The sequence below is a fragment of the Caballeronia sp. Sq4a genome (assembly GCF_023170545.1).
GTDB lineage: Bacteria > Pseudomonadota > Gammaproteobacteria > Burkholderiales > Burkholderiaceae > Caballeronia.
In genome coordinates, this window is sequence record NZ_CP084250.1 from 1020825 (window position 1) to 1045622 (window position 24798).

Annotated in this window: 17 protein-coding genes; 8 read left to right on the top strand and 9 right to left on the bottom strand. The window is 64.2% G+C overall.

Going from position 1 to position 24798, the window contains the following annotated elements; all coding sequences use genetic code 11:
- Positions 1-70 precede the first annotated feature (70 nt).
- From folD to fixL, 5 genes are all read right to left on the bottom strand, one after another.
- Positions 71-925: a bifunctional methylenetetrahydrofolate dehydrogenase/methenyltetrahydrofolate cyclohydrolase FolD gene (gene folD / locus LDZ24_RS04670; protein ID WP_248321850.1), complete on the bottom strand. Its 855-nt coding sequence runs from the start codon at positions 923-925 to the stop codon at positions 71-73.
- A 177-nt stretch (positions 926-1102) separates the two neighbouring features.
- Positions 1103-2026 (bottom strand): DUF2950 domain-containing protein, encoded by a 924-nt coding sequence (locus LDZ24_RS04675; RefSeq protein ID WP_248321851.1) that lies wholly within the window; start codon positions 2024-2026, stop codon positions 1103-1105.
- A 33-nt stretch (positions 2027-2059) separates the two neighbouring features.
- Complete coding sequence (locus LDZ24_RS04680) at positions 2060-3340, bottom strand: DUF3300 domain-containing protein (RefSeq protein WP_248322276.1); 1281 nt, start codon at positions 3338-3340, stop codon at positions 2060-2062.
- A gap of 585 nt (positions 3341-3925) precedes the next feature.
- Positions 3926-4564 (bottom strand): oxygen response regulator transcription factor FixJ, encoded by a 639-nt coding sequence (gene fixJ / locus LDZ24_RS04685; RefSeq protein WP_159835767.1) that lies wholly within the window; start codon positions 4562-4564, stop codon positions 3926-3928.
- Complete coding sequence (fixL, locus tag LDZ24_RS04690) at positions 4561-7098, bottom strand: PAS domain S-box protein (RefSeq protein ID WP_206467925.1); 2538 nt, start codon at positions 7096-7098, stop codon at positions 4561-4563. The genes fixJ and fixL overlap by 4 nt, the downstream gene beginning before the upstream one ends.
- A gap of 284 nt (positions 7099-7382) precedes the next feature.
- Between fixL and aceE the strand changes: the two genes are divergently transcribed.
- From aceE to lpdA, 3 genes are all read left to right on the top strand, one after another.
- Entirely contained in the window at positions 7383-10076 is a 2694-nt protein-coding gene (gene aceE / locus LDZ24_RS04695) for a pyruvate dehydrogenase (acetyl-transferring), homodimeric type (RefSeq protein WP_206467926.1), read from the top strand.
- A 79-nt stretch (positions 10077-10155) separates the two neighbouring features.
- Positions 10156-11817 (top strand): dihydrolipoyllysine-residue acetyltransferase, encoded by a 1662-nt coding sequence (gene aceF / locus LDZ24_RS04700; protein WP_248321853.1) that lies wholly within the window; start codon positions 10156-10158, stop codon positions 11815-11817.
- Positions 11818-11929: 112 nt separating this feature from the next.
- Positions 11930-14017, top strand: coding sequence for a dihydrolipoyl dehydrogenase (gene lpdA / locus LDZ24_RS04705; protein WP_248321855.1), 2088 nt, complete (start codon positions 11930-11932; stop codon positions 14015-14017).
- 149 nt (positions 14018-14166) lie between these two features.
- On the opposite strand, the gene LDZ24_RS04710 is transcribed toward lpdA, so the two are convergent.
- Positions 14167-14745 (bottom strand): phasin family protein, encoded by a 579-nt coding sequence (locus tag LDZ24_RS04710; RefSeq protein WP_175939991.1) that lies wholly within the window; start codon positions 14743-14745, stop codon positions 14167-14169.
- Positions 14746-15421: 676 nt separating this feature from the next.
- Between LDZ24_RS04710 and pbpG the strand changes: the two genes are divergently transcribed.
- On the top strand, positions 15422-16597 hold the full coding sequence (pbpG, locus tag LDZ24_RS04715) for a D-alanyl-D-alanine endopeptidase (protein WP_248321856.1): 1176 nt from the start codon (positions 15422-15424) through the stop codon (positions 16595-16597).
- A 95-nt stretch (positions 16598-16692) separates the two neighbouring features.
- Here pbpG and LDZ24_RS04720 read toward each other — a convergent pair whose 3' ends face one another.
- Entirely contained in the window at positions 16693-17496 is an 804-nt protein-coding gene (locus LDZ24_RS04720) for an IclR family transcriptional regulator (protein WP_244848364.1), read from the bottom strand.
- A gap of 135 nt (positions 17497-17631) precedes the next feature.
- Between LDZ24_RS04720 and LDZ24_RS04725 the strand changes: the two genes are divergently transcribed.
- Entirely contained in the window at positions 17632-18366 is a 735-nt protein-coding gene (locus LDZ24_RS04725) for a (Fe-S)-binding protein (protein WP_175939994.1), read from the top strand.
- Between the two features lie 11 nt (positions 18367-18377).
- A complete protein-coding gene (locus LDZ24_RS04730) occupies positions 18378-19790 on the top strand; it encodes a lactate utilization protein B (protein WP_248321858.1) in 1413 nt (470 codons plus the stop codon).
- Positions 19791-19882: 92 nt separating this feature from the next.
- Here LDZ24_RS04730 and LDZ24_RS04735 read toward each other — a convergent pair whose 3' ends face one another.
- Positions 19883-20413 (bottom strand): hypothetical protein, encoded by a 531-nt coding sequence (locus LDZ24_RS04735; RefSeq protein ID WP_248321860.1) that lies wholly within the window; start codon positions 20411-20413, stop codon positions 19883-19885.
- 259 nt (positions 20414-20672) lie between these two features.
- On the opposite strand from LDZ24_RS04735, the gene LDZ24_RS04740 reads away from it, so the two are divergent.
- Positions 20673-20891: a hypothetical protein gene (locus tag LDZ24_RS04740; RefSeq protein WP_248321862.1), complete on the top strand. Its 219-nt coding sequence runs from the start codon at positions 20673-20675 to the stop codon at positions 20889-20891.
- Between the two features lie 100 nt (positions 20892-20991).
- On the opposite strand, the gene LDZ24_RS04745 is transcribed toward LDZ24_RS04740, so the two are convergent.
- The gene (locus tag LDZ24_RS04745) at positions 20992-22191 is read right to left on the bottom strand and encodes an amino acid aminotransferase (protein WP_248321864.1); all 1200 of its coding nucleotides are present in this window, start codon (positions 22189-22191) and stop codon (positions 20992-20994) included.
- A 375-nt stretch (positions 22192-22566) separates the two neighbouring features.
- On the opposite strand from LDZ24_RS04745, the gene uvrB reads away from it, so the two are divergent.
- Positions 22567-24663: an excinuclease ABC subunit UvrB gene (uvrB, locus tag LDZ24_RS04750; RefSeq protein WP_248321865.1), complete on the top strand. Its 2097-nt coding sequence runs from the start codon at positions 22567-22569 to the stop codon at positions 24661-24663.
- The last annotated feature ends 135 nt before the right edge of the window (positions 24664-24798 follow it).

Genomic DNA, 24798 nt, shown 5'->3' on the forward strand with positions numbered 1-24798 from the left:
GGGCCGCGGGGCCAAAATCCAATGGATTGTTCCTAAGGGGACGATCGGGATGACGCGCGTCCCCGGCGGCTTACGCCTGTGCCGCGCGCTCGGCGGCTTCGATGGTGTTGACGAGCAGCATGGTGATGGTCATCGGGCCGACGCCGCCCGGCACCGGCGTGATGTAGCCCGCGACTTCCTTCACGCCCGCGAAGTCGACGTCGCCGCAGAGCTTGCCGGCTTCATCGCGATTCATGCCGACGTCGATCACCGTCGCGCTCGGCTTCACCATGTCGGCGGTCAGGATGTTGCGGCGGCCGGTCGCCGCGACCACGACATCGGCGTTCCGCGTGTAGTGCGCGATATCGCGCGTCTTGCTGTGGCAGATCGTGACGGTCGCGCCCGCTTCGAGCAGCAACAGCGCCATCGGCTTGCCGACGATATTCGAGCGTCCGATCACCACCGCATTCGCGCCCGTCAGGTCGATGCCGTGCGCCTCGAACATCTTCATCACGCCATACGGCGTGCACGGGCGAAAGAGCGGCTTGCCGGTCATCAGCGCGCCCGCGTTCGCGACGTGAAAGCCGTCCACGTCCTTCTCCGGCGCAATGGCTTCGATGACCTTGTGGCTGTCGATATGCGCGGGCAACGGCAACTGCACGAGAATGCCGTGAATGGCCGGATCGACGTTGAGCTTCTCGATGTGCGCGAGCAGTTCGCTTTCGGCGAGCGTCGCCGGAAAGCGGTCGAAGACCGAATGCAGCCCGTTGTCCTGGCACGCCTTCACCTTGTTGCGCACGTAGACTTCGCTCGCCGGATTGTCGCCGACGAGCACCACGGCGAGCCCCGGCTTGTGTCCGCGAGCGGTGAGCGCGGCCGCGCGGGCGGCGACATCGGCGCGAAGAGTCTTGGAGAGGGCGTTACCGTCGATGAGTTGGGCAGTCATGGCGAATCGGAATCGAGATTGGGCGGCGTAGCGAGGAGGGCGCGCAGGCGATACGTCGTGCTGCCGGGCGTGCCAGGGCGCGCAAGGCGCCCTCGAAGAAGGGCGAGATTATACCGCCGGGCGCTTTCCGGCGTCCGGCGGCGTGTTTGCGCGAGGGTGCCCGCCGTGCTCGTCGGTCTATGGCGAGACGGGCTGCCACGAAGGGTCGGGATCGAACGTCTTCATCGACGCCGCCACGCGCGCCGACGCCGGACCGAGGTTCTTCTGATAGAGCTGCCCGTCCTGGTCGATCATGAAGGACATCACGCCGGTTTCGCCGTACTTCGCCGGCCAGGCGATCAGGCCGAAGCCGTCCGCGAGCGCGCCGCCTTGCATGTAGTTCTTCGCGCCGCCTTTCGCGTGCGGCCCTCGCGCGGTGAGGATGCGGTAGTGATAGCCGTAGTAGCCGCCCGAGGCCGTCGCCTTGTTCGGCATGGCCGCCGCGAGCGGGCCGAGCGGACTGTCCGGCTCGCCGGGCGCGGTGTCCCAGTAGAGCCCGTCGTGCTTGCCGGGCGTGCTCACGAAGCGGTCGGCGTAGTGGTTCGTGAGCTTGCGATAGTCGTTCTGCGCATCGACGCAGGCGAGCGCGACGCGCATCGCCGATCGCTCGTTGCGGCCGATGCGCCGCGTCAGCACTTCGTCGCGCGCGGCGGGCATGTCGAAGCGCCAGCCCTTGTCCGTCTGCACGAGCGGAATCGGCAGGGTCCAGCCGCTGTCGCCGGTCTCGATATGCGCGCGCCGCGGGCCGCCGGTCTGCTGGTTGTCCTCGACGATGCGGTGTTCCTTCGCCCACGAGCCGAGGTACTCGTAGATGTCGTCCTGACCGATGTTGTCGGTCGGCACGTAGCGCGCGTGGTCCTTGCCGAGCACTTTGGAGAGCGCGGTTTCGTCGTTCGATGCGATCGCGTCGGTGAGGGCTTGCGCCGCGGCTTCGGGCGTCGGATAGACGGCCTGCGCATGCGCGAGCGAGACCGCGAGCAAAAGCGATGCGCAGAGAAAAGGGCGGGGCGATGCGGCAAGTGTCTTCATCGAGATCATCTCGGGCTCCTGAGTCGTGGGCATGGGCATGGTTGTGGCGCAGCGAAGCTCGGCGGCTCAGCGGCGATGAAAACCGCCGCCGCCGCCATGAAACCCGCCCCCGCCGCCGCCGTGGAACCCGCCGCCCGCGCCGCCGCCCTGGAACCCGGCGCTGCGCTGGATCCCGCCGCCGCCGCTGCCGAGTTGGCCGCCTTGTCGTTCGAGCCCGCCGCCCGCGTTCGGATGCGCGCTCGCGAACGCCTGGCGGCTCGCTTGCCCGCGCTGGATGTCCTGTCGCGCCGCGTTGCCGTCGCCCGCGCCGCGCAGCGCGTTGTCGCGATTCACGCTCTGCGCGCGCTGATGCAGATCGTTGTTGCCGATGCCGCGTCCTTCGCCGCCTTGCCGGATGTTCTGCACGCGCTGGCTCGCCGACTGATTGAGGTTCTGCCCGGTGCGCTGCTGGAGCGTCTGCGCAGCCTGCGCGCGCGCCTGATCGCGGCCGCGGAACTGATAGCGATTCGCCGCGCCGAGATTCTGATTCCCGAAGTTCTGCCGGTTGCCGATGTTATTGCGGTTGAACTGCGGGTCGTTGCGATTCCAGCGCACGTTGTTGCTGTTCGCGTTGATGCGGTTGTTGATGTTGATGTTGTTGTAGCGGTTCACGTTCACGTTGACGTCGTGGCGGCCCCAGTCGCAGTTGCCCCATAGCGCGTTCGCGACCGCGACGCCCGTGCCGAACGCGAGCCCGGCCGCGAGACCGGAGGCAATCGCATAGCCGGGCGGCGGCGGCACGTAGACCGGCGGATACGCGGGATACGGCCACGCGCCGTAGACCACGGTCGGGTTATAGGTCGGCACGTAGACCACTTGCGGATTGGCCGGCACAATCTGAATGGTGCTCTGCTCGACGACCACCTTCTGCTGTTCGCTGCTCTTGAGATTGCCCGCGCTCTGCGCCGCGCGCCGCAGCCGCTGCACGGAATCCATCACGTCGCCGGATTGCGCGATGAACGCGTTGCCGAGTTGCGTCACCCAGTCGGGCTTGGAGGCCATCGTCGCCAGGGCTTGCGGAAACGCAACCAGCGATTGCACGCTCGGGTCCCACGGCTCGGACTGCACGGCCTTCACCGCGTCGTCGCCCTTGATGTTCGGATTGGCCTTCGACCACTGCGCGGCCGCCTGAATGTCCTGCGGATACGTCGAGGCCATCAGCACTTGGGCGAGCAGCGCGTCGGGATAGAGCGCGATGGGCGCGACGAGCGCATCGATCTGCTCGCTCGAGAGCTTCTGGCCGGCGGGCTGCGTCTGGGCGTGGGCGGGCGTTGCATGAAACACGGCGAGCGGCGCGGCGGCAAGCATCGCGGCGAGCGCGAGAAGGCGTATTGGACGCAGGCGGTCCGTGACCGGAGGGCATGGCGTTTCGTGCGAGCCCAAGTTCGCCTGGCGCGCGACACGACTCTCAAGGCGCAGTAACGTCGGTGCTTCGGAAGGCCAGCGGCAGATGAACTGACTCGACGCGGAGGACTTGGATGCGTGCGTCGAACGGCCAAAGAGGGCGGCGAAGTCGCCTGTCCGAAGCGCGCCGCGAGCGATATGACTGCCAAAACACAATAGCTTCGGCGCTTCGACTGACCAACGGCAGATGAACTGATCGAAAGCGGAAGACTTGGATACGTTCGCGGATCGACGCAAGAAAGCGGCAAGGGATGGACACGTTCGCGCGGGCTTGCGGTGGACGGCGAAACGTTTGCCTGTGCGTGCAGCGGTTGCCTTGTCGCGCATGATCGACTCCGGTGTTGGGGCACGATCAAACTACGGGCGGGCGCTCTACGGTGTCAACGCGAAACACGAAATGGCGCGTTTCGGTTTTGCGGATGCGGCAAGCGAAGCAAACGACAGTGGCCGGCATGAAAGCCGGCCACGCAAGAGAACCGCCAGGACGCGTTACTGCTGAGGCTTGTTGGACAGCGCGAGGCGCAACAGGTCGGCGACGGTATTCACCGACAGCTTCTCCATGATGTTCGCGCGATGCGCTTCCACCGTCTTGATGCTGATGCCGAGGTCGTCCGCGATCTGCTTGTTGAGCCGCCCCGCGATGATGCGCTCGAGCACCTGATGCTCGCGCGCCGTCAGCTTGCCGAGCCGCTCGGCGGCCGCGCGCTGCTGCTGGACGCTCGTGCTCTCGCTGCGCGCTTTTTCCAGCATGCGCTCGACCAGCTTGCGCAGTTCTGCCTCGTCGAACGGCTTCTCGATGAAGTCCATCGCGCCTTTCTTCATCGTGGAGACCGCCATCGGCACGTCGCCGTGACCGGTGACGAAGATGATCGGCAGCACGGAGTTGTCCGCGATCAGCTTTTCCTGCAATTCGAGCCCCGTCATGCCGGCCATGCGCACGTCGAGAATCAGGCAGGCGATGGCGCCGGAATGCGCGATCGGCAGATAAACGTCGAGGAACGATTCGGCGCTGGAGAAGCACTGCACGCGATAGCCGTTGGCTTCGAGCAGCCAGCGCAAAGAATCACGCACGGCCTCGTCATCGTCGACGACAAAGACGGTTTCCTGAGTGGTGACTGGACTGCTCATAGTTCTCCCGTAACGGTATGTTGTCTCGTATTGGTATGTTCGTCGCGCGCGTCGGCGCCCGGTCCCGTCGATCCGTCCGCTTCGCCGATCGGCAAGCTGCAGTGGAAGGTCGCGCCGGTCACGTGGCCGTCCGCCTCGACGTTGTTCACCACCCACAGCCGCCCGCGATGCGATTCGATGATCGAGCGGCAAATGTTCAGGCCCATGCCCATGCCGTCGGATTTCGTGCTGTAGAACGGCTCGAACAGACGCTCGGCCGTGGCTTCGTCGACGCCCGGACCCTGATCCACCACGCTGATGCACACGAAACCGCCATCGGTTCGCTGCACGACCACGCGTATCACCGGATCGACGGCGTTCGGCTTTGCATCATGCATTGCTTCGGCCGCGTTTTTCAACAGGTTGACCAACACTTGTTCGATCAAAACCGGATCGACGTAGATCACCGGCATGCGCGAGCGGATCTCGGTGACGATGCGGATCTTGCGCTTGCGCGCTTCGATTTCGGCCAGACCGACCGCGTCCGCGACGATATCTGCGACGCGCGTCGCCTGGCGCTTGGGCTCGCTGCGCTTCACGAACTCGCGGATGCGCTTGATGATCATGCCCGCGCGCACCGCCTGCTGCGCGGTCTTTTCCAGCACCGGAAGCAGCGTTTCCTGCGTCATCCGGCCGGACTTCACGAGCGCCACACAGCCCGAGCAGTAGTTGTTGATGGCCGCGAGCGGCTGGTTCAACTCGTGCGCGAGCGACGACGCCATCTCGCCCATGGTCATCAGGCGGCTCGTGAATTGCAGCTTCTCTTCCTGCTGATGCGCCAGTTCCTGTGCCTGCTTGCGCTGCGTGATGTCGGTCGCGATCTGCATCTGCGCCAGGTGACCGTCCACCCACTGAATGTACTGGCGGCGCACTTCGAACCACTTCTGGATGCCCTCGACGTAGACCTCCTGCGCGTCCGCGGAGCTTTCGGTGAGCGCGGCGGCGGGCAGGCCCGCGTAGGTATCGATCATGTCGAGCGTGTCGGACGAACTTTGCGCGTTGCCGTCGAAGGCCGCGCCCGCCAGTTGCAGATGCCCGTCCGGGCGAATGCCGAACAGGTGCCGGTAGTAGCGGTTCGCGAACAGCAGTTCGGCTTCGTCGGCGGCGAGCACGGACACGGCCGCGTCGAGGCTTTCGAGGACGGTCGTGAAGCGTTCGTGCGCGGCGGCGAGTTCCTCGCGGGCGCGCTTGGGCTCGGTGATGTCCGTCATCGACGACATCCAGCCGGTCTGACGGCCCGAACTGTCGATCAGCGGCGACACGTAGAGACGCGCGTGGAAGAACGAGCCGTCCTTGCGGCGCACGCGCAGTTCGAAGCCGGACGACGGCGCCTTGCCGCGCAGCGTCATGTCGAGCTGGCGCTGCATTTCGGGGTACGCGTCGCGCGGCCAGTACGGAAACGGCGCGTTCTTGCCGACGAGATCGCTTTCGTCCCAGCCCGTCATGCGGCAGAACGCGGGATTCACGTGCGTGATGCGGCCGTGCATGTCGAGCACGCGCATGCCGATCAGCACCGAGTTTTCCATCGCGCGGCGGAAGAAGGCTTCGGCGTAGAGCGCCTGCTGCGCCTCGAAGCGCTGGCGCGTGTGCTTCCACAGACTCCAGAGGCTCCACAGCACGAAGCACGACAAGCCCGCGACGAGCCACACCAGCGTGTTATTGGTGAAGTTCGTGAGCTGCGGATACGAATAGACGCGCACCGACAGGCCCTGGCCGGGCGGGTCGAGCGGCAGGTCGTAGAACATGTCGCGCGGCAGGCGCGGCCGGCTCGACGTGGTCGCGAGCTCGCGATTGTTCAGATCGGTGATCGAGATCTTGTACTTCGCCGACAGTTCGCTCGGAATGTCGCGCTTCAGAATGCCTTCGATCGAAAACACCGCCGCGATCGAGCCGAGGAATTCGCGGTCGCGAAACACCGGCGTTTGCAGCGTGATGTAACCGTTGCCGAGGTCGTCGTAGAGAAGCGGCGAGTAGACCTGGCGGCGCGTGGTGCGCGCTTCGTCGAACGCGGCCTGCACGGCCTCGTCCATTTGCGTGTCGTTCGGCTTCGCGAGGCGCGAGCCGAGCACCGGCAGCGGCGTATTGGGCCAGCGCGGCTTGTGCTCGCTCGTGTACCAGTTCATGTAGAGGATCTCGGGATGCCCCTGCATGATGTCGGTGGACGCGGTCTGGAAGTTCTGCGAGTCGCCGTGGCCGGCCGCGATGTCGCGCGCGAGGGCCTGGATTTGTTCTTGCGCACCCGTCATCGCGAGACGGATTTGCTGCTGCGCCCACGCGACGTTGCGGTACAGCGTGTCTTCCTGCTGCTGCTGCTCGCGCCGGTTCAGGCTCCAGAGAATCAGACTCATCACCACCAAAAAAACGATGATGGAGATAAGCGGCGTGAGTAAATAGGAGTTCGACCACCACGGGCCGTGGTGCCAGCGGGAGGGCGACGAGTCGGTCGGTTTCTTACCGACGCGCGCCGAGCGTTTGATCAGCCGGTCAGTCAACATGGAAGCGATTGTAACGCAGCACCCGATTGTTAATTGGCGTAAAAAGACGGTAAAGACGGCTCATTTGCGGGAAAAGGAGGAGAAACGTCTGAACACAAAAACCATATGGGACGGTGCATTGCAGCATTTTTTCACATCATGAGATCCGCTCCCATGATTCGAAAAATTCCTTGCTACTAGGTCTGGACCCTCTTTAGAATGCCGGCACGCGGCCAGTGCCCGAGTCCGTGCGGGCGTGTGTTTTTCGGCTGTTCTTAGAGCGTTCCTCACATCAGGAGACGAGCATGTCCGCTGTACCCGACGAAGTTCTCAAATATGTCGCCAATGCCAAGGACGACGATCCGCAAGAAACCGCCGAATGGCTCGAAGCACTGGATGGCGTGATTTCGGCGGTCGGCCCTGACCGCGCGCATTACCTGATCGAGAAACAGATCGAGTTCGCTCGCGTGCACGGCGAACACCTGCCGTTTTCGGCCAACACCCCGTACATCAACACGATTCCGGTCGCGTCGCAGGCGAAGATTCCCGGCGATCAGGACGTCGAGCACCGCATCCGTTCGTACACGCGCTGGAACGCCATCGCCATGGTGCTGCGCGCGGGCAAGGACACGAACGTCGGCGGGCACATCGCTTCGTTCGCGTCGGCCGCGACGCTCTATGACGTCGGCTTCAATCACTTCTGGCACGCGCCGTCCAAAGAACACGGCGGCGACCTCGTGTTCGTGCAGGGTCACTCGTCGCCGGGCGTGTATTCGCGCGCTTTCCTGCTCGGCCGCCTGACCGAGAAGCAACTCGACAACTTCCGCCAGGAAGTGGGCGGCGAGGGCATCTCGTCGTATCCGCATCCGTGGCTGATGCCGGACTTCTGGCAGTTCCCGACCGTCTCGATGGGCCTCGGCCCGATCATGGCGATCTATCAGGCGCGCTTCATGAAGTACATGCAGGCGCGCGGCATCGCGAAGACGGAAGGCCGCAAGGTCTGGGCGTTCCTCGGCGACGGCGAGACGGACGAGCCGGAATCGCTCGGCGCGATCGGCATGGCCGGCCGCGAGCGTCTCGACAACCTCGTGTTCGTCATCAACTGCAACCTGCAGCGTCTGGACGGCCCCGTGCGCGGCAACGGCAAGATCATCCAGGAACTGGAAAGCGAATTCCGCGGCGCGGGCTGGAACGTCATCAAGGTGATCTGGGGCAGCCGCTGGGATGCGCTCTTCGCCCGCGACAAGACGGGCGCGCTGATGCGCCGCATGATGGAAGTGGTCGACGGCGAATACCAGACGTACAAGTCGGAGTCGGGCGCGTTCGTGCGCGAGCACTTCTTCAACACGCCGGAACTCAAGGCGCTCGTCGCCGACTGGTCCGATGAAGACATCTGGAACCTGAACCGCGGCGGCCACGATCCGCACAAGATCTACGCCGCGTTCGACGCCGCCACGAAGACGAAGGGCGCGCCGACCGTCATCCTCGCCAAGACCATCAAGGGCTATGGCATGGGCGAGCACGGTCAGGCGATGAACATCACGCACCAGCAGAAGAAGCTGCCGATCGAGACGCTGAAGAAATTCCGCGACCAGTTCCGCCTGCCGATCAGCGACGAGCAGATCGTCGACGTGCCGTATCTCACGTTCGAGGAAGGCTCGAAAGAGCTCGAATACATGCGCCAGAAGCGCATGGATCTGGGCGGCTATCTGCCGGCGCGCCGCCAAAAGGCCGAATCGCTGCCGGTGCCGGCGCTCTCCGCGTTCGAACCGCTCTTGAAAGGCACGGGCGAAGGCCGCGAAATCTCCACGACGATGGCGTTCGTGCGCGTGCTGAACATCCTGCTGAAGGACAAGACCATCGGCAAGCGCGTCGTGCCGATCGTGCCGGACGAGTCGCGCACGTTCGGCATGGAAGGCCTCTTCCGCCAGATCGGCATCTGGAATCAGGACGGTCAGAAGTACATTCCGGAAGACTCCGACCAGCTGATGTTCTACAAGGAATCGGAGACGGGTCAGATCCTGCAGGAAGGCATCAACGAAGCCGGTGGCATGTGTGACTGGATCGCGGCCGCGACGTCGTACTCGACGCACGGCGAGATCATGATCCCGTTCTACATCTTCTATTCGATGTTCGGCTTCCAGCGCATCGGCGATCTGGCGTGGGCCGCGGGCGACATGCGTTCGCGCGGCTTCCTCCTGGGCGGCACCGCTGGCCGCACGACGCTCAACGGCGAAGGCCTGCAGCACGAAGACGGTCACTCGCTGCTGTGGGCTGCGTCGATTCCGAACTGCGTGAGCTACGACCCGACCTTCGGCTACGAACTCGCAGTCATCATGCAGGACGGCCTGCGCCGCATGGTGCAGGAGCAGGAGGACGTGTACTACTACATCACCGTGATGAACGAGAACTACGAGCATCCGGCGATTCCGCAAGGCGAGTCGGTCGCGGCCGACATCATCAAGGGCATGTACTCGTTCAAGAAGGCCGAGAGCGCAGGCAAAGCACACGTGCAGCTGATGGGCGCGGGCACGATCTTCAACGAAGTGATCGCCGCCGCCGACCTGCTGAAGAACGACTGGGGCGTGTCCGCCGATCTCTGGAGCGTGCCGAGCTTCACGGAACTGGCCCGCGAAGGCCAGGCGTGCGAGCGCTACAACCTGCTGCATCCGACCGAAGAGAAGCGCGTGCCGCACGTGACGAAGCTGCTCAAGGACGCGCAGGGCCCGGTGATCGCATCGACGGACTACATCCGCGCGCTCGTCGACCAGATTCGCGGCTATGTGCCGAACAAGTTCGTGGTGCTCGGCACCGACGGCTACGGCCGCTCGGATACGCGCGAGGCGCTGCGCCACTTCTTCGAAGTCGACCGCTACTGGGTCACGCTGGCGGCGCTCAACGCGCTCGCCGACGAAGGCACGATCGAGCGTAACGTCGTCGCTGAGGCGATCAAGAAGTACAACCTCGACCCGGCCAAACCCAACCCGATGACCGTCTAAAGGCATCGCCCCCGAGCGTTGTGACGCGGCCTCTTTCCGAAGCGGAAAGAGGCCGCGTGCAACCCAGGAGACACTAATAATGAGTCAAGCGATCGAAGTCAAAGTGCCGGACATCGGCGATTTCAAGGACATTCCGGTGATCGAAGTGCTGGTCAAGCCGGGCGATGTCGTTGAGCAGGAACAATCCCTCGTCACGCTCGAATCCGACAAGGCCACGATGGACGTGCCCAGCTCGTCGGCGGGCACGGTGAAGGAAGTCAAGGTCAAGGTGGGCGACAACGTCTCCGAAGGCACGCTCATCGTCGTGCTGGAAGGCGGCGCAAACGCTGCGTCCGCTGCGCCTGCCGCGCCTGCGAAAGAAGAAGCGCCCGCGCAAACGCAGACGCACTCGCAGCCCGCGCAGGCTTCGGGCGGCGGCGGATCGATGGAAGTGAAGGTGCCGGATATCGGCGACTTCACGGACATTCCGATCATCGAGATCGCCGTCAAGGTCGGGGACAAGGTCGAGAAGGAACAGTCGCTCGTCACGCTCGAATCCGACAAGGCGACGATGGACGTGCCGAGCCCGGCTGCGGGCACGGTCAAGGAACTGAAGGTGAAGATCGGCGATACGGTCTCCGAAGGATCGCTGATTCTGGTGCTCGATGGCGGCGAAGGCGGTGCTGCCGCAGCGCCAGCCGCAGCGGCGCCGAAGCAGGAAGCGCCGACGCCCGCCGCAGCGCCGCCCGATGCGCCCGCGAAGCCCGCGCCCGCGAAGGAAGCGCCGTCCGCGCTCGCGCAAGCGCCCGTGATGCCGGCCGGCGACGGCACGCGCACGTCGAGCCACGCGTCGCCTTCGGTGCGGAAGTTCGCGCGCGAACTCGGCGTCGACGTGACGCGGGTGAACGGCACCGGTCCGAAGGGACGCATCACGCAGCAGGACGTCACCGCGTTCGTGAAGGGCGTGATGACGGGGCAGGCCAAGGCGCCCGCCGCGGCAGCCGCGCCGGCGGGCGGTGGCGGCGGCGAGCTGGGCCTTTTGCCGTGGCCGAAGGTCGATTTCACGAAGTTCGGTCCGGTCGACCCGAAACCGCTGTCGCGCATCAAGAAGATCTCGGGCGCGAACCTGCATCGCAACTGGGTCATGATTCCGCACGTCACGAACAACGACGAAGCGGACATCACCGAGCTGGAAGAGCTGCGCGTCAAGCTGAACAAGGAACACGAGAAAGCGGGCGTGAAGTTCACGATGCTCGCGTTCGTCATCAAGGCCGTGGTCGCGGCGCTGAAGAAGTTCCCGACCTTCAACGCGAGCCTCGACGGCGACAACCTCGTCTTCAAGAAGTACTACCACATCGGTTTCGCGGCCGACACGCCGAACGGCCTCGTCGTTCCCGTGATCCGCGATGCGGACAAGAAGGGCCTCGTCGATATCGCGAAGGAAATGGCCGAGCTGTCGAAGCTCGCCCGCGAAGGCAAGCTGAAGCCGGACCAGATGCAGGGCGGCTGCTTCTCGATCTCGTCGCTGGGCGGCATCGGCGGCACGCACTTCACGCCGATCATCAACGCGCCGGAAGTGGCGATCCTCGGGTTGTCGCGCGGCCAGCAAAAGCCCGTGTGGGACGGCAAGCAGTTCGTGCCGCGTCTCACGCTGCCGCTCTCGCTGTCGTACGACCATCGCGTGATCGACGGCGCGGAAGCCGCGCGCTTCAACGCTTATCTGTCGGCGATTCTGGCGGATTTCCGTCGCGTGATTCTTTGATCGCGGCGCGCGTTCGGGCTTGCCCGTCCGAACGCGCGACCCAGCCGACGGCGGAACCGCGCGCGCTGCCAAGCGCGTTCCGGTTCCATCCGCTCTTCTCTTAGGGGACACCATGAGTCTCGTCGAACTAAAAGTACCCGACATCGGCGACTTCTCCGATGTCGATGTCATCGAAGTCAATATTCAGCCCGGCGACGTCATCGAAAAGGAACAGGGCGTCATCACGCTCGAAACCGACAAGGCGACGATGGAAGTGCCCGCCGACGTGGCAGGCACCATCAAGGAAGTGAAGGTCAAGCAGGGCGACAAGGTTTCGCAAGGCTCGGTCATCGCGATGGTCGAAACCGAAGGCGCGGCGGCCGCATCCAGCGCGCCTGCCGGCGGCGCGCCGAAGGAAGCGTCGACGGCCCAGCCCGCTCCCGCTGCGCCCGCTGCTTCCGGCGGCGGCACGCAGGAGGTGAAGGTGCCGGATATCGGCGACTTCACGGACATTCCGATTATCGAAGTCCACGTGAAGCCGGGCGATACGGTCGAAAAGGAGCAGTCGCTCATCACGCTGGAATCCGATAAGGCGACGATGGACGTGCCTTCGCCCGCAGCCGGCACCGTGAAGGAACTGAAGGTGAAGGTGGGCGATAACGTCTCGGAAGGCACGCTCATCCTGACGCTCGAAGGCCAGGGCGGCGGCACGACCTACGTGCCGACGAACCCCGCGGCCGCCGCGCCGCAACCCGCCGAGAAGGCGACCGCCGCGCCCGCGCCGCAAGCGGGCAGCTATTCGGGCTCGGCCGATATCGAGTGCGAGATGCTCGTGCTCGGCGCCGGCCCCGGCGGCTATTCGGCGGCGTTCCGTTCCGCCGATCTCGGCATGAAGACCGTGCTCGTCGAACGTTATTCGACGCTCGGCGGCGTGTGTCTGAACGTGGGCTGTATTCCGTCGAAGGCGCTCTTGCATACCGCGCTCGTCATGGATGAAACACACGAGCTCGCCGAACACGGCATCAGCTTCGGCAAGCCGACCATCGACCTCGACAAGCTGCGCGGGTTCAAGGAAGGCGTCGTGAAGAAGCTGACGGGCGGCCTCGCGGGCATGGCGAAGGCGCGCAAGGTGCAGGTGGTGACGGGCGTCGGCACGTTCGTCGATCCGCATCACATGGAAGTGCAGGGCGCGGAAGGCAAGAAGGTCGTCAAGTTCCAGAAGGCGATCATCGCGGCGGGCTCGCAGGCGGTGAAGCTGCCGTTCTTCCCGGATGACCCGCGCGTGGTCGATTCCACCGGCGCGCTCGAACTGCGTCAGTTGCCCAAGCGCATGCTGGTGGTGGGCGGCGGCATCATCGGTCTGGAAATGGCGACGGTCTATTCGACGCTGGGCGCAGAAATCGATGTCGTTGAAATGCTCGACGGCCTGATGATGGGCGCGGACCGCGATCTCGTGAAAGTGTGGGAGAAGTTCAACGCCAAGCGTTTCGCGAACGTGATGCTGAAGACGAAGACCACGAAGGCCGAAGCGAAGGACGACGGCATCTACGTGACCTTCGAAGGCGAGAAGGCGCCGGCGGAGCCGCAACGCTACGACCTCGTGCTGTTGTCGGTTGGACGCACGCCGAACGGCGGCAAGATCGGCGCCGACAAGGCGGGCGTCGCGGTGACGGAGCGCGGCTTCATCAACGTCGACAAGCAGATGCGCACGAACGTCGAGCACATCTTCGCGATCGGCGATCTCGTCGGCCAGCCGATGCTCGCGCACAAGGCCGTGCACGAGGGCCACGTCGCGGCGGAAGCGGCGCACGGCGAGAAGGCGTACTTCGACGCGATGCAGATTCCGTCGGTGGCGTACACCGATCCGGAAGTCGCGTGGGCAGGCAAGACCGAAGACCAGTGCAAGGCCGAAGGCATCAAGTACGGCAAAGCGGTGTTCCCGTGGGCCGCGTCGGGCCGCGCGATCGCCAATGGCCGCGACGAGGGCTTCACCAAGCTGATCTTCGACGAAGAAACGCATCGCGTGATCGGCGGCGGCATCGTCGGCCTGAACGCGGGCGATCTGATCAGCGAAGTGTGCCTCGCGATCGAAATGGGCGCGGATGCGACCGATATCGGCCGCACGATTCACCCGCACCCGACGCTCGGCGAGTCGATCGGCATGGCGGCCGAGCTTTACGAGGGCGTCTGTACGGACCTGCCGCCGCAGCGCAAGAAGTAAGGCAGTCGGTGGTCAGATGTGAGAAAGGCGCGTTCCCTTTGCGGGAACGCGCCTTTTTATTTGGCACGACGAGTCGTCGGGGCAAAGAAAAACCCGGCCGCAGCCGGGTTTCTCGTGCAACGCTTAACGCTCGAACAGTCGATTCGAACTTAGGCGACCGTCGGGCGCTTCGCAGCGCGGGCAGCTTGTTCCGTCGCTTGCGTGGCAGCCTTCGTCGCGGCCGTGGCGGCTGCGTTGAAGTTGCTCTCGGCGATTTCGACAGCTTGCTTCGTTGCCTTGTGAACCGTTTCGTACGTCGTGTTGGCGGCGGTGATAGCCGACTTCATCACAGCGACGGCGGTTTCCGAACCGGCGGGCGCGTTCTTCGCAACGTTGTCGACGAGTGCCTGCACCTTGCGGTTCTGCTCTTCGTATTGGGCTTCGGCAACACGGGCGAACTCGGCTTGCGTGGCCGACGCGATTTCATACAGGTGACGGCCGTACGACAGCACCTTCTCGGCGACCGGCTGCGTCAGGCTGGCTTGCAGCGCGAGCAGTTCTTGCGCGTCCTTCACGGACAGCGCGCGCTGGGCGTTTTCCTGGCCTTCGGCGAGCGTCGACTTGACGACTTGCAGGTTCAGCTCGACGAGCTTTTCCACGCCTTCGAACGCTTTGTTCGTGAGACCGAACAGCGTGTCGAAGTTGGCTTTCTGTGCAGCGGCGATTTGTTCGGGGGTCAGTAGGGTCATCTCAGGCTCCTGATTGCCGACCCATCATGGCGGGTCGTGGCTTGGTGGATGCAGCGAGGTGCTGCTAGTTGGTGCTACTTCTATTGGTGCGTCGCAACATGAAGCCCATTTTAGAGATATTCTTAGTGATGTCAAGCAGTTTTTGTGCATTGCACAATCGTTGCGAAGACGTTGTGAATCATGGACTTAAGTAATCGACGTTGGCACGGTGACCGGCACTGCGGGAAACCCCTGCACCGCATCGGAACGCTCGGAGCAGTGCGTGACCGACGCCGGTGCGCGCCACGCGTCGCGGCTGAATAAGACGATTCGTGCATCCGTCCTATTTTTAGGATGTCGCCGTACACCAAATTGTTGAAGAAACGTTAACATTTCGACTGTGATCCGATGCGCATCCATTGGCAACGCCACGGCTGCGCCCATTCATCAGTCCAGCACTCAAGGTTCAGAAGAATTTGCCGATAACGCGTGAGTCGTGTCGTACAAAAGCGCGTTCTCAGCGGCATTCGGTCTGCAGAAAGCGATCGTTTTTTCCGATCGCGTTTCGCGATGTGTCAGAAACAAGCGATCAACGCTTACAACTCAGTTTAACGAGCGTCGATAAGTGCTTAATATTGCTTAAATTTCGCAGCTTCACTACACTTGGCGGTACTCTCAGCCGCCCAACAGAACACTAATGAAAACCGAAATGTTTTCGTCGCTAAAGGTGGTGCACGGCGTGGCATTGCGCTCAGCTTTGTCTTTCGCCGTATCACTGGCTGTAGCGACATCGTTTGCAGCGGCTCCGGCTGAAGCCCTCGCCAAATCCGCCACCGTCACCCATCACAAGAAGTCCGCTACCGAAGAAAAGACCGCTGGCCGCGCTCGCGTCGCGAAGACAGGCAAGTCGGCGCGCGCCGCGAAAGTCGCCGCAGCCGGCGATGACGACGACGCGCCGAAGGTCTCGCGCAAGCATCGCGTGAACTACCGGATGGACCCGCACGCGCGCCGGTCCGCCGTGCATGCGGTGGCGTATCAGCCGCGCGCCACGTCGGTCGGTCAGGCGTTCGGCCTGCACGACACGGCGGATAGTCTCGCGCTGCGTTCGAGCGTGGCCTACGTGGTCGACCAGGACACGTCCGAGACGCTTTTCGACAAGAACTCGCGCGCCGTCGTGCCCATCGCGTCGATCACGAAGCTGATGACGGCCATGGTCGTGCTCGACTCGCATATGCCGCTCACCGATGAGATCACGGTGACGGACGAAGACCGCGACTACGAGAAGTACACGGGCTCCCGGCTTTCCGTCGGCTCCGTGCTGAATCGCGAAGACATGCTGCACATCGCGCTGATGGCGTCTGAAAACCGCGCCGCGGCCGCGCTGTCGCGCTATTACCCCGGCGGGCGTCCCGCGTTCATCGCGGCGATGAACGCGAAGGCGAAGGCGCTCGGCATGACCGATACTCACTTCGAGAATTCCACCGGGCTCACGAGCCTCAACGTGTCGAGCGCGCGTGACCTCGTCAAGATGGTGAACGCGGCGTACCAGTATCCGCTGATCCGCAAGTTCTCGACGGACCGCAGCTACGACGTCTTCACCGGCAAGCGCACGCTCGCGTACAACAGCACGAACGCGCTGGTGCGTAACGCGTCGTGGGATATCGGCTTGCAGAAGACGGGTTTCATCAACGAAGCGGGCGAGTGCCTCGTGATGCAGGCGAACGTGCACGGGCGCCCCGTCATCATGGTGCTGCTCGATTCGTACGGGAAGTACTCGCGTTTTGCCGATGCGACGCGTCTGCGTACGTATCTCGATACGCTCGGCGAGCCGCGCATCATGAGCGCGGACATGGGTGGCGGCGCGAACCCGTAATCGCGTAAGCGCACTTAGCGGTCAGCGCAGTCAGCGGCCAAAGAAAAGCCGGATTCGTCGAGAGACGAATCCGGCTTTTTCGTTCGATCGCGCGATCAGCGCTGCGGCTGATGCGCCTCGCCCGGCTGTTGCTCCTGATAGCCGAGCGACCGCGAAATCTCCAGCGCGGTATGGCTCAGTTGCTTGAGCCAGGCGTCCTGAAGCCGGTCGGCCGGCGCGGACAGCGACAGCCCCGCGACGAGCCGTCCGGTGTCGTCATAGATGCCTGCCGCGATGCAGCGCACGCCCAGTTCGAGCTCCTCGTTGTCGCGCGCGCACGACTGCTGCCGCACGAACGACAGCTCGCGTTCGAGCTTGGCGAGATCCGTGATGCTGTTCTGTGTGTGCCCCGACAGGCCGGTGCGCATCGCGTAGGCGCGCACGCGGGCGGCTTCGTCGGCGGCGAGAAAGAGCTTGCCGACCGACGTTAGATGCAGCGGCGCCCGCCCGCCGATCGCGCGAACCACCTGCATGCCCGAGCGCTCCGAATACGCGCGCTCGATATATACGATCTCATCGCCCTGACGGACGGAGAGATTCACGGTCTGCCCGGTCTGGCGGTGCAGCTCGCGCATCGGCGACATGGCCGCTTCGCGCACGGAAAGCCGCGCTTTCACGAGATTGCCGAGTTCGAGCAGGCGCATGCCGAGTCGGTAGGTGCCGGGATCGGAGCGGTCGACCAGCCGGCACAGCACCATGTCGTTCAGAATGCGGTGCGCGGTGGACGGGTGGAGCCCCGTGTTGTGCGAGAGTTCCTTCAGGCTGACCGGATCGGTATGATCGGCGAGGGCGTCCAGCAGGCTCATCATGCGCTCGATGACCTGAATGGAGGTTTTTGATTCCGGGTTCGTATCGCTCATCGTCTGAATCGGTTGATGCGTCAAACAGCGGAAGATCGATTGTATCTCATAATGTGAAAAGACGGCGCATTCGGAAACAGCCGACCGTCGCGGATAATGGCCGCGCTTTCGCATCCACTCAAACAAGGAAACGCCATGCGGGTCGGTTTATTCGTGACGTGTCTCATCGATATGATGCGGCCGGAGATCGGTTTCTCGGTCATCAAGCTGATCGAGCGCGCGGGCTTCGAGGTGAGCGTGCCGCCGGCGCAGACGTGCTGCGGCCAGCCTGCATACAACTCCGGCGACCGCCGCCTCGCCCGCGATCTGGCCGAAAAGACGCTGCGCGAATTCGAGCAGTTCGACTACGTGGTGGTGCCGTCGGGGTCGTGCGGCGGCACGATCCGCGCGCACTACGGCGACCTGTTCCGCGACGATCCCGAACTCATGAACCGCTATTCGCGCTTGCAGCCGCGCGTGTTCGAACTGACCGATTTTCTGGTGACGGTCGCGAAAGCGCGCATGGAACCGGGCGTCTTCGATGGCATCGTCACGTATCACGATGCCTGCTCGGGCTTGCGCGAACTCGGCGTGAAGTCGCAGCCGCGCGAACTGCTCGCGCAGGCCGGCGTGCCGGTGAAAGAGATGGCCGGCTGCGAGCATTGCTGCGGCTTCGGCGGCACCTTCGCCGTGAAGTACGGCGACATTTCGACCGCGATCGTCGACGAGAAGTGCGCGAACATCAAGGCGAGCGGGGCGGAGGCGGTCGTGCTCGGCGACCTCGGCTGCATGCTCAACATCGAAGGCCGCCTGCGCCGCACCGGCGACACCACGACGCGCGTGCTGCATATCGCGCAGGTGCTCGCCGGCGATGCGCAGCGCCTCACCTGAGAGCCAGACACATGCAAGTACAGACGATGCACTTCAAGGCGCGCGCCGGCAGCAAGCTTGCCGACGAGCGGCTTCAGCAAAATCTCACCAAGCTCTCGACCAAGTTCGTCAGCGCGCGGGCGAGCGCCGTGCGCGACATCGACTTCGACGCGACGCGGGCGGCGCTCAAGGAACGGCGCAATCGCGCGCTCGACAACCTCGACGTGTGGCTCGAAACCTTCGAGCGCGAAGCGACACGGCGCGGCGCGACGGTGCTTTACGCCGAATCGACGGCGGACGCGGCGCGTCTTGTCGCCGACATCGCGCGGGAGCATGGCGTGAAGAAGGTCATCAAAACGAAGTCGATGGTGTCCGAGGAGATGCAGCTCAACCGCGTGCTCGGCGAGATGGGCGTGCAGTCCATCGAGACGGATCTCGGCGAATATATCCTGCAGATCAACGACAACGAGCCGCCGAGCCACATCATCGCGCCGGTCGTGCACAAGGATAATGACGAGATCGCCGACCTGTTCGCGAAGACGCACGGGCGGCCGCGCCTGACCGAGATTCCCGCGATGACGCGCGAGGCGCGCGAAGTCCTGCGTCCGCATTTCATGACCGCGGACATGGGCGTGACGGGCGGCAACTTCCTGATCGCGGAGACGGGTTCGGTCGCGGTCGTGACGAACGAGGGCAACGAAGGCATGTGCACCGTCATGCCGCGCGTGCACGTCGCGGTGACGGGCATCGAAAAGATTCTGCCGACGCTCGAAGATCTCGCCACGGCCATGCGGTTATTGCCGCGTTCGGCGACCGGCCAGACCATCTCGAACTATTTCTCGCTGCTGACCGGCCCGCGCGCGCCCGGCGAGACGGACGGGCCGGAGCATATGTATTTCGTGCTCGTCGACGGCGGGCGCACGGGACTCATCGGCGGCGACTTCCAGGAGATGCTGCGTTGCATCCGGTGCGGCGCGTGCATGAATCATTGCCCGGTCTATCAGAAGGTCGGAGGACACGCGTACGGCTGGGTGTATCCCGGGCCGATGGGGTCGGTGCTGACGCCGGCGTATGTGGGCATCGACAATGCGCTTGACCTGCCGCAAGCCGCGACGCTCTGCGGCGAATGCAACAGCGTGTGCCCGGTGGGCATTCCGATCTCGGACCTGCTTCGCAAGTTGCGCGAAAAGCAGATGGAGCGGCGGCTGCGGCCGTGGACCGAACGCGCGGCGCTCGCGGCGTGGGGTTATCTGGCGATGCGGCCTGCTGCGTATGCGCTGCTGACCAAACTGATGGTGCGCGTGCTGGAACGCGCGGGCGGCAGCCGGAAGGCGATCTCGCGTTTGCCGTTCGGCGCGGGGTGGACCGCCACGCGCGATATGCCCGCGCCAGTCGGCCGCACGTTCCGGGAGCTGTATAAGGCGCAGCGGTCGCACATCGGCTAATTGGTCGGTCGACTCATCGCGCAAAAGAGAAGGCCGCGCCGGATCGCGTGATCCGGCGCGGCCTTTTTGATTTCGCGCTTGGTCAGTGCCCGCTAGCCGCCGATGCGCCCGAGGAAGCCGCGTTGATCGGCTGCGCCTCGACCGGGTTCGCCGTGGCCGCCCGCAGGCGCCGCGGCGGGACCGGGCTGTGGCGGCCGTGGCCGCGCGCCGCCGACTGCCTGCGGCAACGGGCCACCGCCGCCGCCATGCGGGGCGCCGCCCGCCTGGGGATTGCCACCGCCGCCGTGCTGGGGCGGACCGCCGGCCTGTCCCTCGTGACCCGGCGGCGGACCGCCGTGGTGCCGGCCGCCGTCGTTCCATCCGCGCGGAGGGGCGTGGCGCCAGCCGGGGCCGTCGTCCCAATAGCGACCGGGACCAGGGTAATAGCCGCCGCCGCCGTAGTAGCCGCCCTGGACCACGACGCCGGGCTGGACCACCGGGCCGCCGTATCCGTATCCGTAGGGGTCGTAACCGGGCTCGCCGTACGCGGCGGGATAGCCGCCGTACGTGGGGCCATCGGGATAGGCTGCGCAGCCGCCGAGCAACAGCGCAGACGAGAAAACAAGCAATCCAGCGACTTTCATGACCGTTGAGCGTTTCGTTGCAAGCATGTTTAATGAGACATCAGCTTGACGCCAATGTCCCTAAGAACTTTGTAAGGTTTTATGACGGCCGTTGCACTTTTTCGTACGGCGGAGCGTCAGGCCGGCGCCTTGCTTGTTGTCCTTCGCGCAACGGACTTTCGCTCATAGCCGGCTTTTTAAGAGATGGACGATTCCGTACCATTCGTAGCGTCGATAAGTGGGCGGTTTGCCCGCTCCGGCATCCAATGAAGGTAGTCCCATGAGAAAGAAAATATCGACCTACTGGCCTCTCGCGGTGTTGTTGCTCGCCGCGCTGACCGTATGCATGCACGCGCAGGAGCGCGAGTCCGCCGCCGTGCGTCACAAGCAGCCGGGCGTCGCGAGCGTGAGCGCGGAGCTGGCCCGCGCGATTTCCTACGGTCTTGTCGAATCGGACGAAGTGGCGCCCGCTGTCGGCCCGGCTTCCCGCGCGCTCTGACCGCTCCGGGCACTTTGGCCATCCACGCGGCGCACAAAAAATGGCGTCTTTCATGCGAAAGACGCCATTTGTATTTCCAGCGATCGCGCGATAACGCCGCTTACTTCAGCACGCTGGCGACCGCGTTGGCGACGACATCCAGATTGCGCGTGTTCAGCGCAGCCACGCAGATGCGGCCCGTGCTCACCGCGTAGATGCCGAACTCTTCGCGCAGGCGATCGACCTGAGCGGCCGTCAGCCCCGAGTAGGAGAACATGCCGCGCTGCTTGTCGACGAACGAGAAGTCACGGTCCACGCCAGCCGTCTTCAGACGCTGCACGAGGCCGTTGCGCATCGCGCGAATGCGATCGCGCATCTCGCCGAGTTCCTGCTCCCACGTCGCGCGCAGTTCGGGCGATGCCAGCACGGCCGCGACGATCGAGCCGCCGTGCGTCGGCGGGTTCGAATAGTTGGTGCGGATCACGCGCTTCAGTTGCGACAGCACGCGCGCCGATTCTTCCTTGCTCGCGGTGATGATGCTCAATGCGCCGACGCGCTCGCCGTACAGCGAGAACGACTTCGAGAACGACGACGACACGAACACGTTCAGTCCGGCCGCGGCGAACAGGCGCACGGCGGCGGCATCCGCCTCGATGCTCTCGCCGAAACCCTGATACGCGATGTCGAGGAACGGCACGAGATTGCGCGCCTTCACCACTTCGACGACCTGCGCCCACTGCGCGTCGGTCAGATCGACGCCCGTCGGGTTATGGCAGCACGCGTGCAGCACGACGATCGTGCCCGCCGCGTAGCCGTTCAACGCGGCCAGCATGCCTTCGAAGTTCACGCCGTGCGTTGCGGCGTCGTAGTACGGATAGTTGACGACCTCGAAGCCCGCGCCTTCGAACAGCGCGCGATGGTTTTCCCAGCTCGGATCGCTGATCGCGACGATCGCGTTCGGGTTCATGCGCTTCAGGAAGTCCGCGCCGATCTTCAGCGCGCCCGTGCCGCCGAGCGCCTGCGCGGTGACGACGCGGCCGTCTGCGATCAGCGGCGATTCCTTGCCGAGCAAGAGCGACTGCACGGCGGCGTCATAGGCGGCGATGCCGTCGATCGGCAGATAACCACGCGGCAGCGCTGCCTCGACGCGAGCTTTTTCCGCCTCGCGCACGGCGCGCAGCAGCGGAATCTTGCCTTCTTCATTCGTATACACGCCGACGCCGAGATTGACTTTGGTCGGGCGCGGATCGGCGTTGAAGGCTTCGTTGAGGCCCAGAATCGGGTCGCGGGGGGCGAGTTCGACGGCAGAAAAAAGGGACATGATCTATCGGCAGTGTGGAAAGGACAGGCTGCGGCAAATGCGGACGGCGGTCGCGCGGCGACGATTGCGGCGCGTGGGCATCGACGGCGGTGCGCGGTTCAGAAAAAGGTCGCGTGCCGTTCAGCCCAGTCGCACATTGTATCGAATCCGTCGCATCTTTTCGGCGCGCAGTGGCGAGAACGCGCGTGCTTTTTACCGGTTCGGTCGGAAGGCGCCCGGCGAGCGCCGAGAAAGCGCTTGAGATCGCCCGGACGAGCCCAATGTGCATTCTCATGCGCGTCATTGCGACGCCCTTTTCGCACCCGTCCGGGCGCAGCGCCAGTTTTGCGGCAGCCGCTAGAATAAGTGTTTGTCCCGGCGAAGACTCCGTTTCCCATGTCCGATACCCTCATCGAAGCGCCCGACGCACTGGACGAGTCGAAGTTCGTCACCTTCGACGGCTCGCCGTTTCAGCTCTATCAACCGTATCCGCCCGCCGGCGACCAGCCCGATGCCATTGCGACGCTCGTCGAAGGCGTCGAGGACGGCCTGTCGTTCCAGACGCTGCTCGGCGTCACGGGCTCCGGCAAGACCTTCACGATGGCCAACGTCATCGCGCGGCTCGGCCGGCCGGCCATCGTGTTCGCGCCGAACAAGACGCTCGCCGCGCAGTTGTATGCGGAATTCCGCGAGTTCTTCCCGCGCAACGCGGTCGAGTACTTCGTCTCGTACTACGACTATTACCAGCCGGAAGCGTACGTGCCGCAGCGCGATCTTTTCATCGAGAAAGATTCGTCGATCAACGAGCACATCGAACAGATGCGGCTCTCGGCCACCAAGAGCCTTCTGGAGCGGCGCGACGTGGTAATCGTGGCGACCGTGTCGGCGATCTACGGTATCGGCAATCCGTCCGAATACCACAAGATGATTCTGACGCTGCGCACGGGCGACAAGCTCGGCCAGCGCGACATCATCGCGCGGCTGATCGCGATGCAATACAACCGCAACGAAGCCGACTTCCAGCGCGGCACGTTCCGGGTGCGCGGCGACACCATCGACATCTTTCCGGCGGAACACGCGGAAATGGCGGTCCGCGTCGAGCTGTTCGACGACGAGATCGAGGCGATGCAGCTCTTCGATCCGCTCACCGGCCGCGTGCGCAACAAGATTCCGCGCTTCACCGTGTATCCGTCGTCGCATTACGTGACGCCGCGCGACACCGTGATGCGCGCCATCGAGACGATCAAGGAAGAACTGCGCGACCGGCTGGAGTTTTTCCACCGCGAGGGCAAGCTCGTCGAGGCGCAGCGGCTCGAACAGCGCACGCGTTTCGATCTTGAGATGCTTCAGGAGCTCGGCTTCTGCAAGGGCATCGAGAACTACTCGCGGCACTTCTCGGGCGCCGCGCCCGGCGAGCCGCCGCCGACGCTCGTCGATTACTTGCCGCCCGACGCGCTGATGCTGCTGGACGAATCACACGTGCTGATCGGCCAGTTGAACGGCATGTACAACGGCGACCGCGCGCGCAAGGAGAATCTCGTCGATTACGGCTTCCGTATGCCGTCCGCGCTCGATAACCGGCCACTCAAGTTCAACGAGTTCGAGCGCAAGATGCGTCAGGCGATCTTCGTCTCGGCGACGCCCGCCGACTACGAGCAGAAGAAGGCGGGGCAGGTCGCCGAACAGCTCGTGCGCCCGACGGGCCTCGTCGATCCGGAAATCGAAGTGCGGCCCGCGCGCTCGCAAGTGGACGACGTGCTTTCGGAAATCAACGCGCGCGTGGCCGCAGGGGAGCGCGTGCTCGTCACCGTGCTGACCAAGCGCATGGCGGAACAGCTGACCGAATTCCTCTCGGACCACGGCGTGAAGGTGCGCTATCTGCATAGCGACATCGACACGGTCGAACGCGTCGAGATCATCCGCGATTTGCGGCTCGGCACGTTCGATGTGCTCGTCGGCATCAACTTGCTGCGCGAAGGGCTGGATATCCCGGAAGTGTCGCTCGTCGCGATTCTCGACGCCGACAAGGAAGGCTTCCTTCGCGCCGAGCGTTCGCTGATCCAGACGATCGGCCGCGCCGCGCGCAACGTGAACGGCAAGGCGATTCTCTATGCCGACAACATGACTGACTCGATGAAGCGCGCCATCGACGAAACCGAGCGGCGGCGCGCGAAGCAGATCGCGCATAACCAGGCGATGGGCATCACGCCGCGCGGCGTCGAGAAGCGCATCAAGGACATCATCGACGGCGTGTACAGCGCCGACGAAGCGCGCGCCGAGCTGAAGGAAGCGCAGGCGCGCGCCAAGTTCGAGGACATGAGCGAGAAGCAGATCGCGAAGGAAATCAAGCGCCTCGAAAAGCAGATGATGGATCACGCCAAGAACCTCGAATTCGAAAAGGCGGCGCAGACCCGCGACCAATTGGCGCTCCTGCGTCAACGCGTGTTCGGCGCGAACGTGGGCGATCACGTGAGCGGAATCGGCGGCAAATGAGCGTCGGGGAAGGCGGCGAGCCTGGAATCGCCGCCTTCCATGACTTTCGAGACCGTCCGTGAAAGCCGCCCGACAGCCGAAAACCCTTACCAGCATTAGTCTCATTCACTCCGTCAAATTGTTCGCCGCATCAAA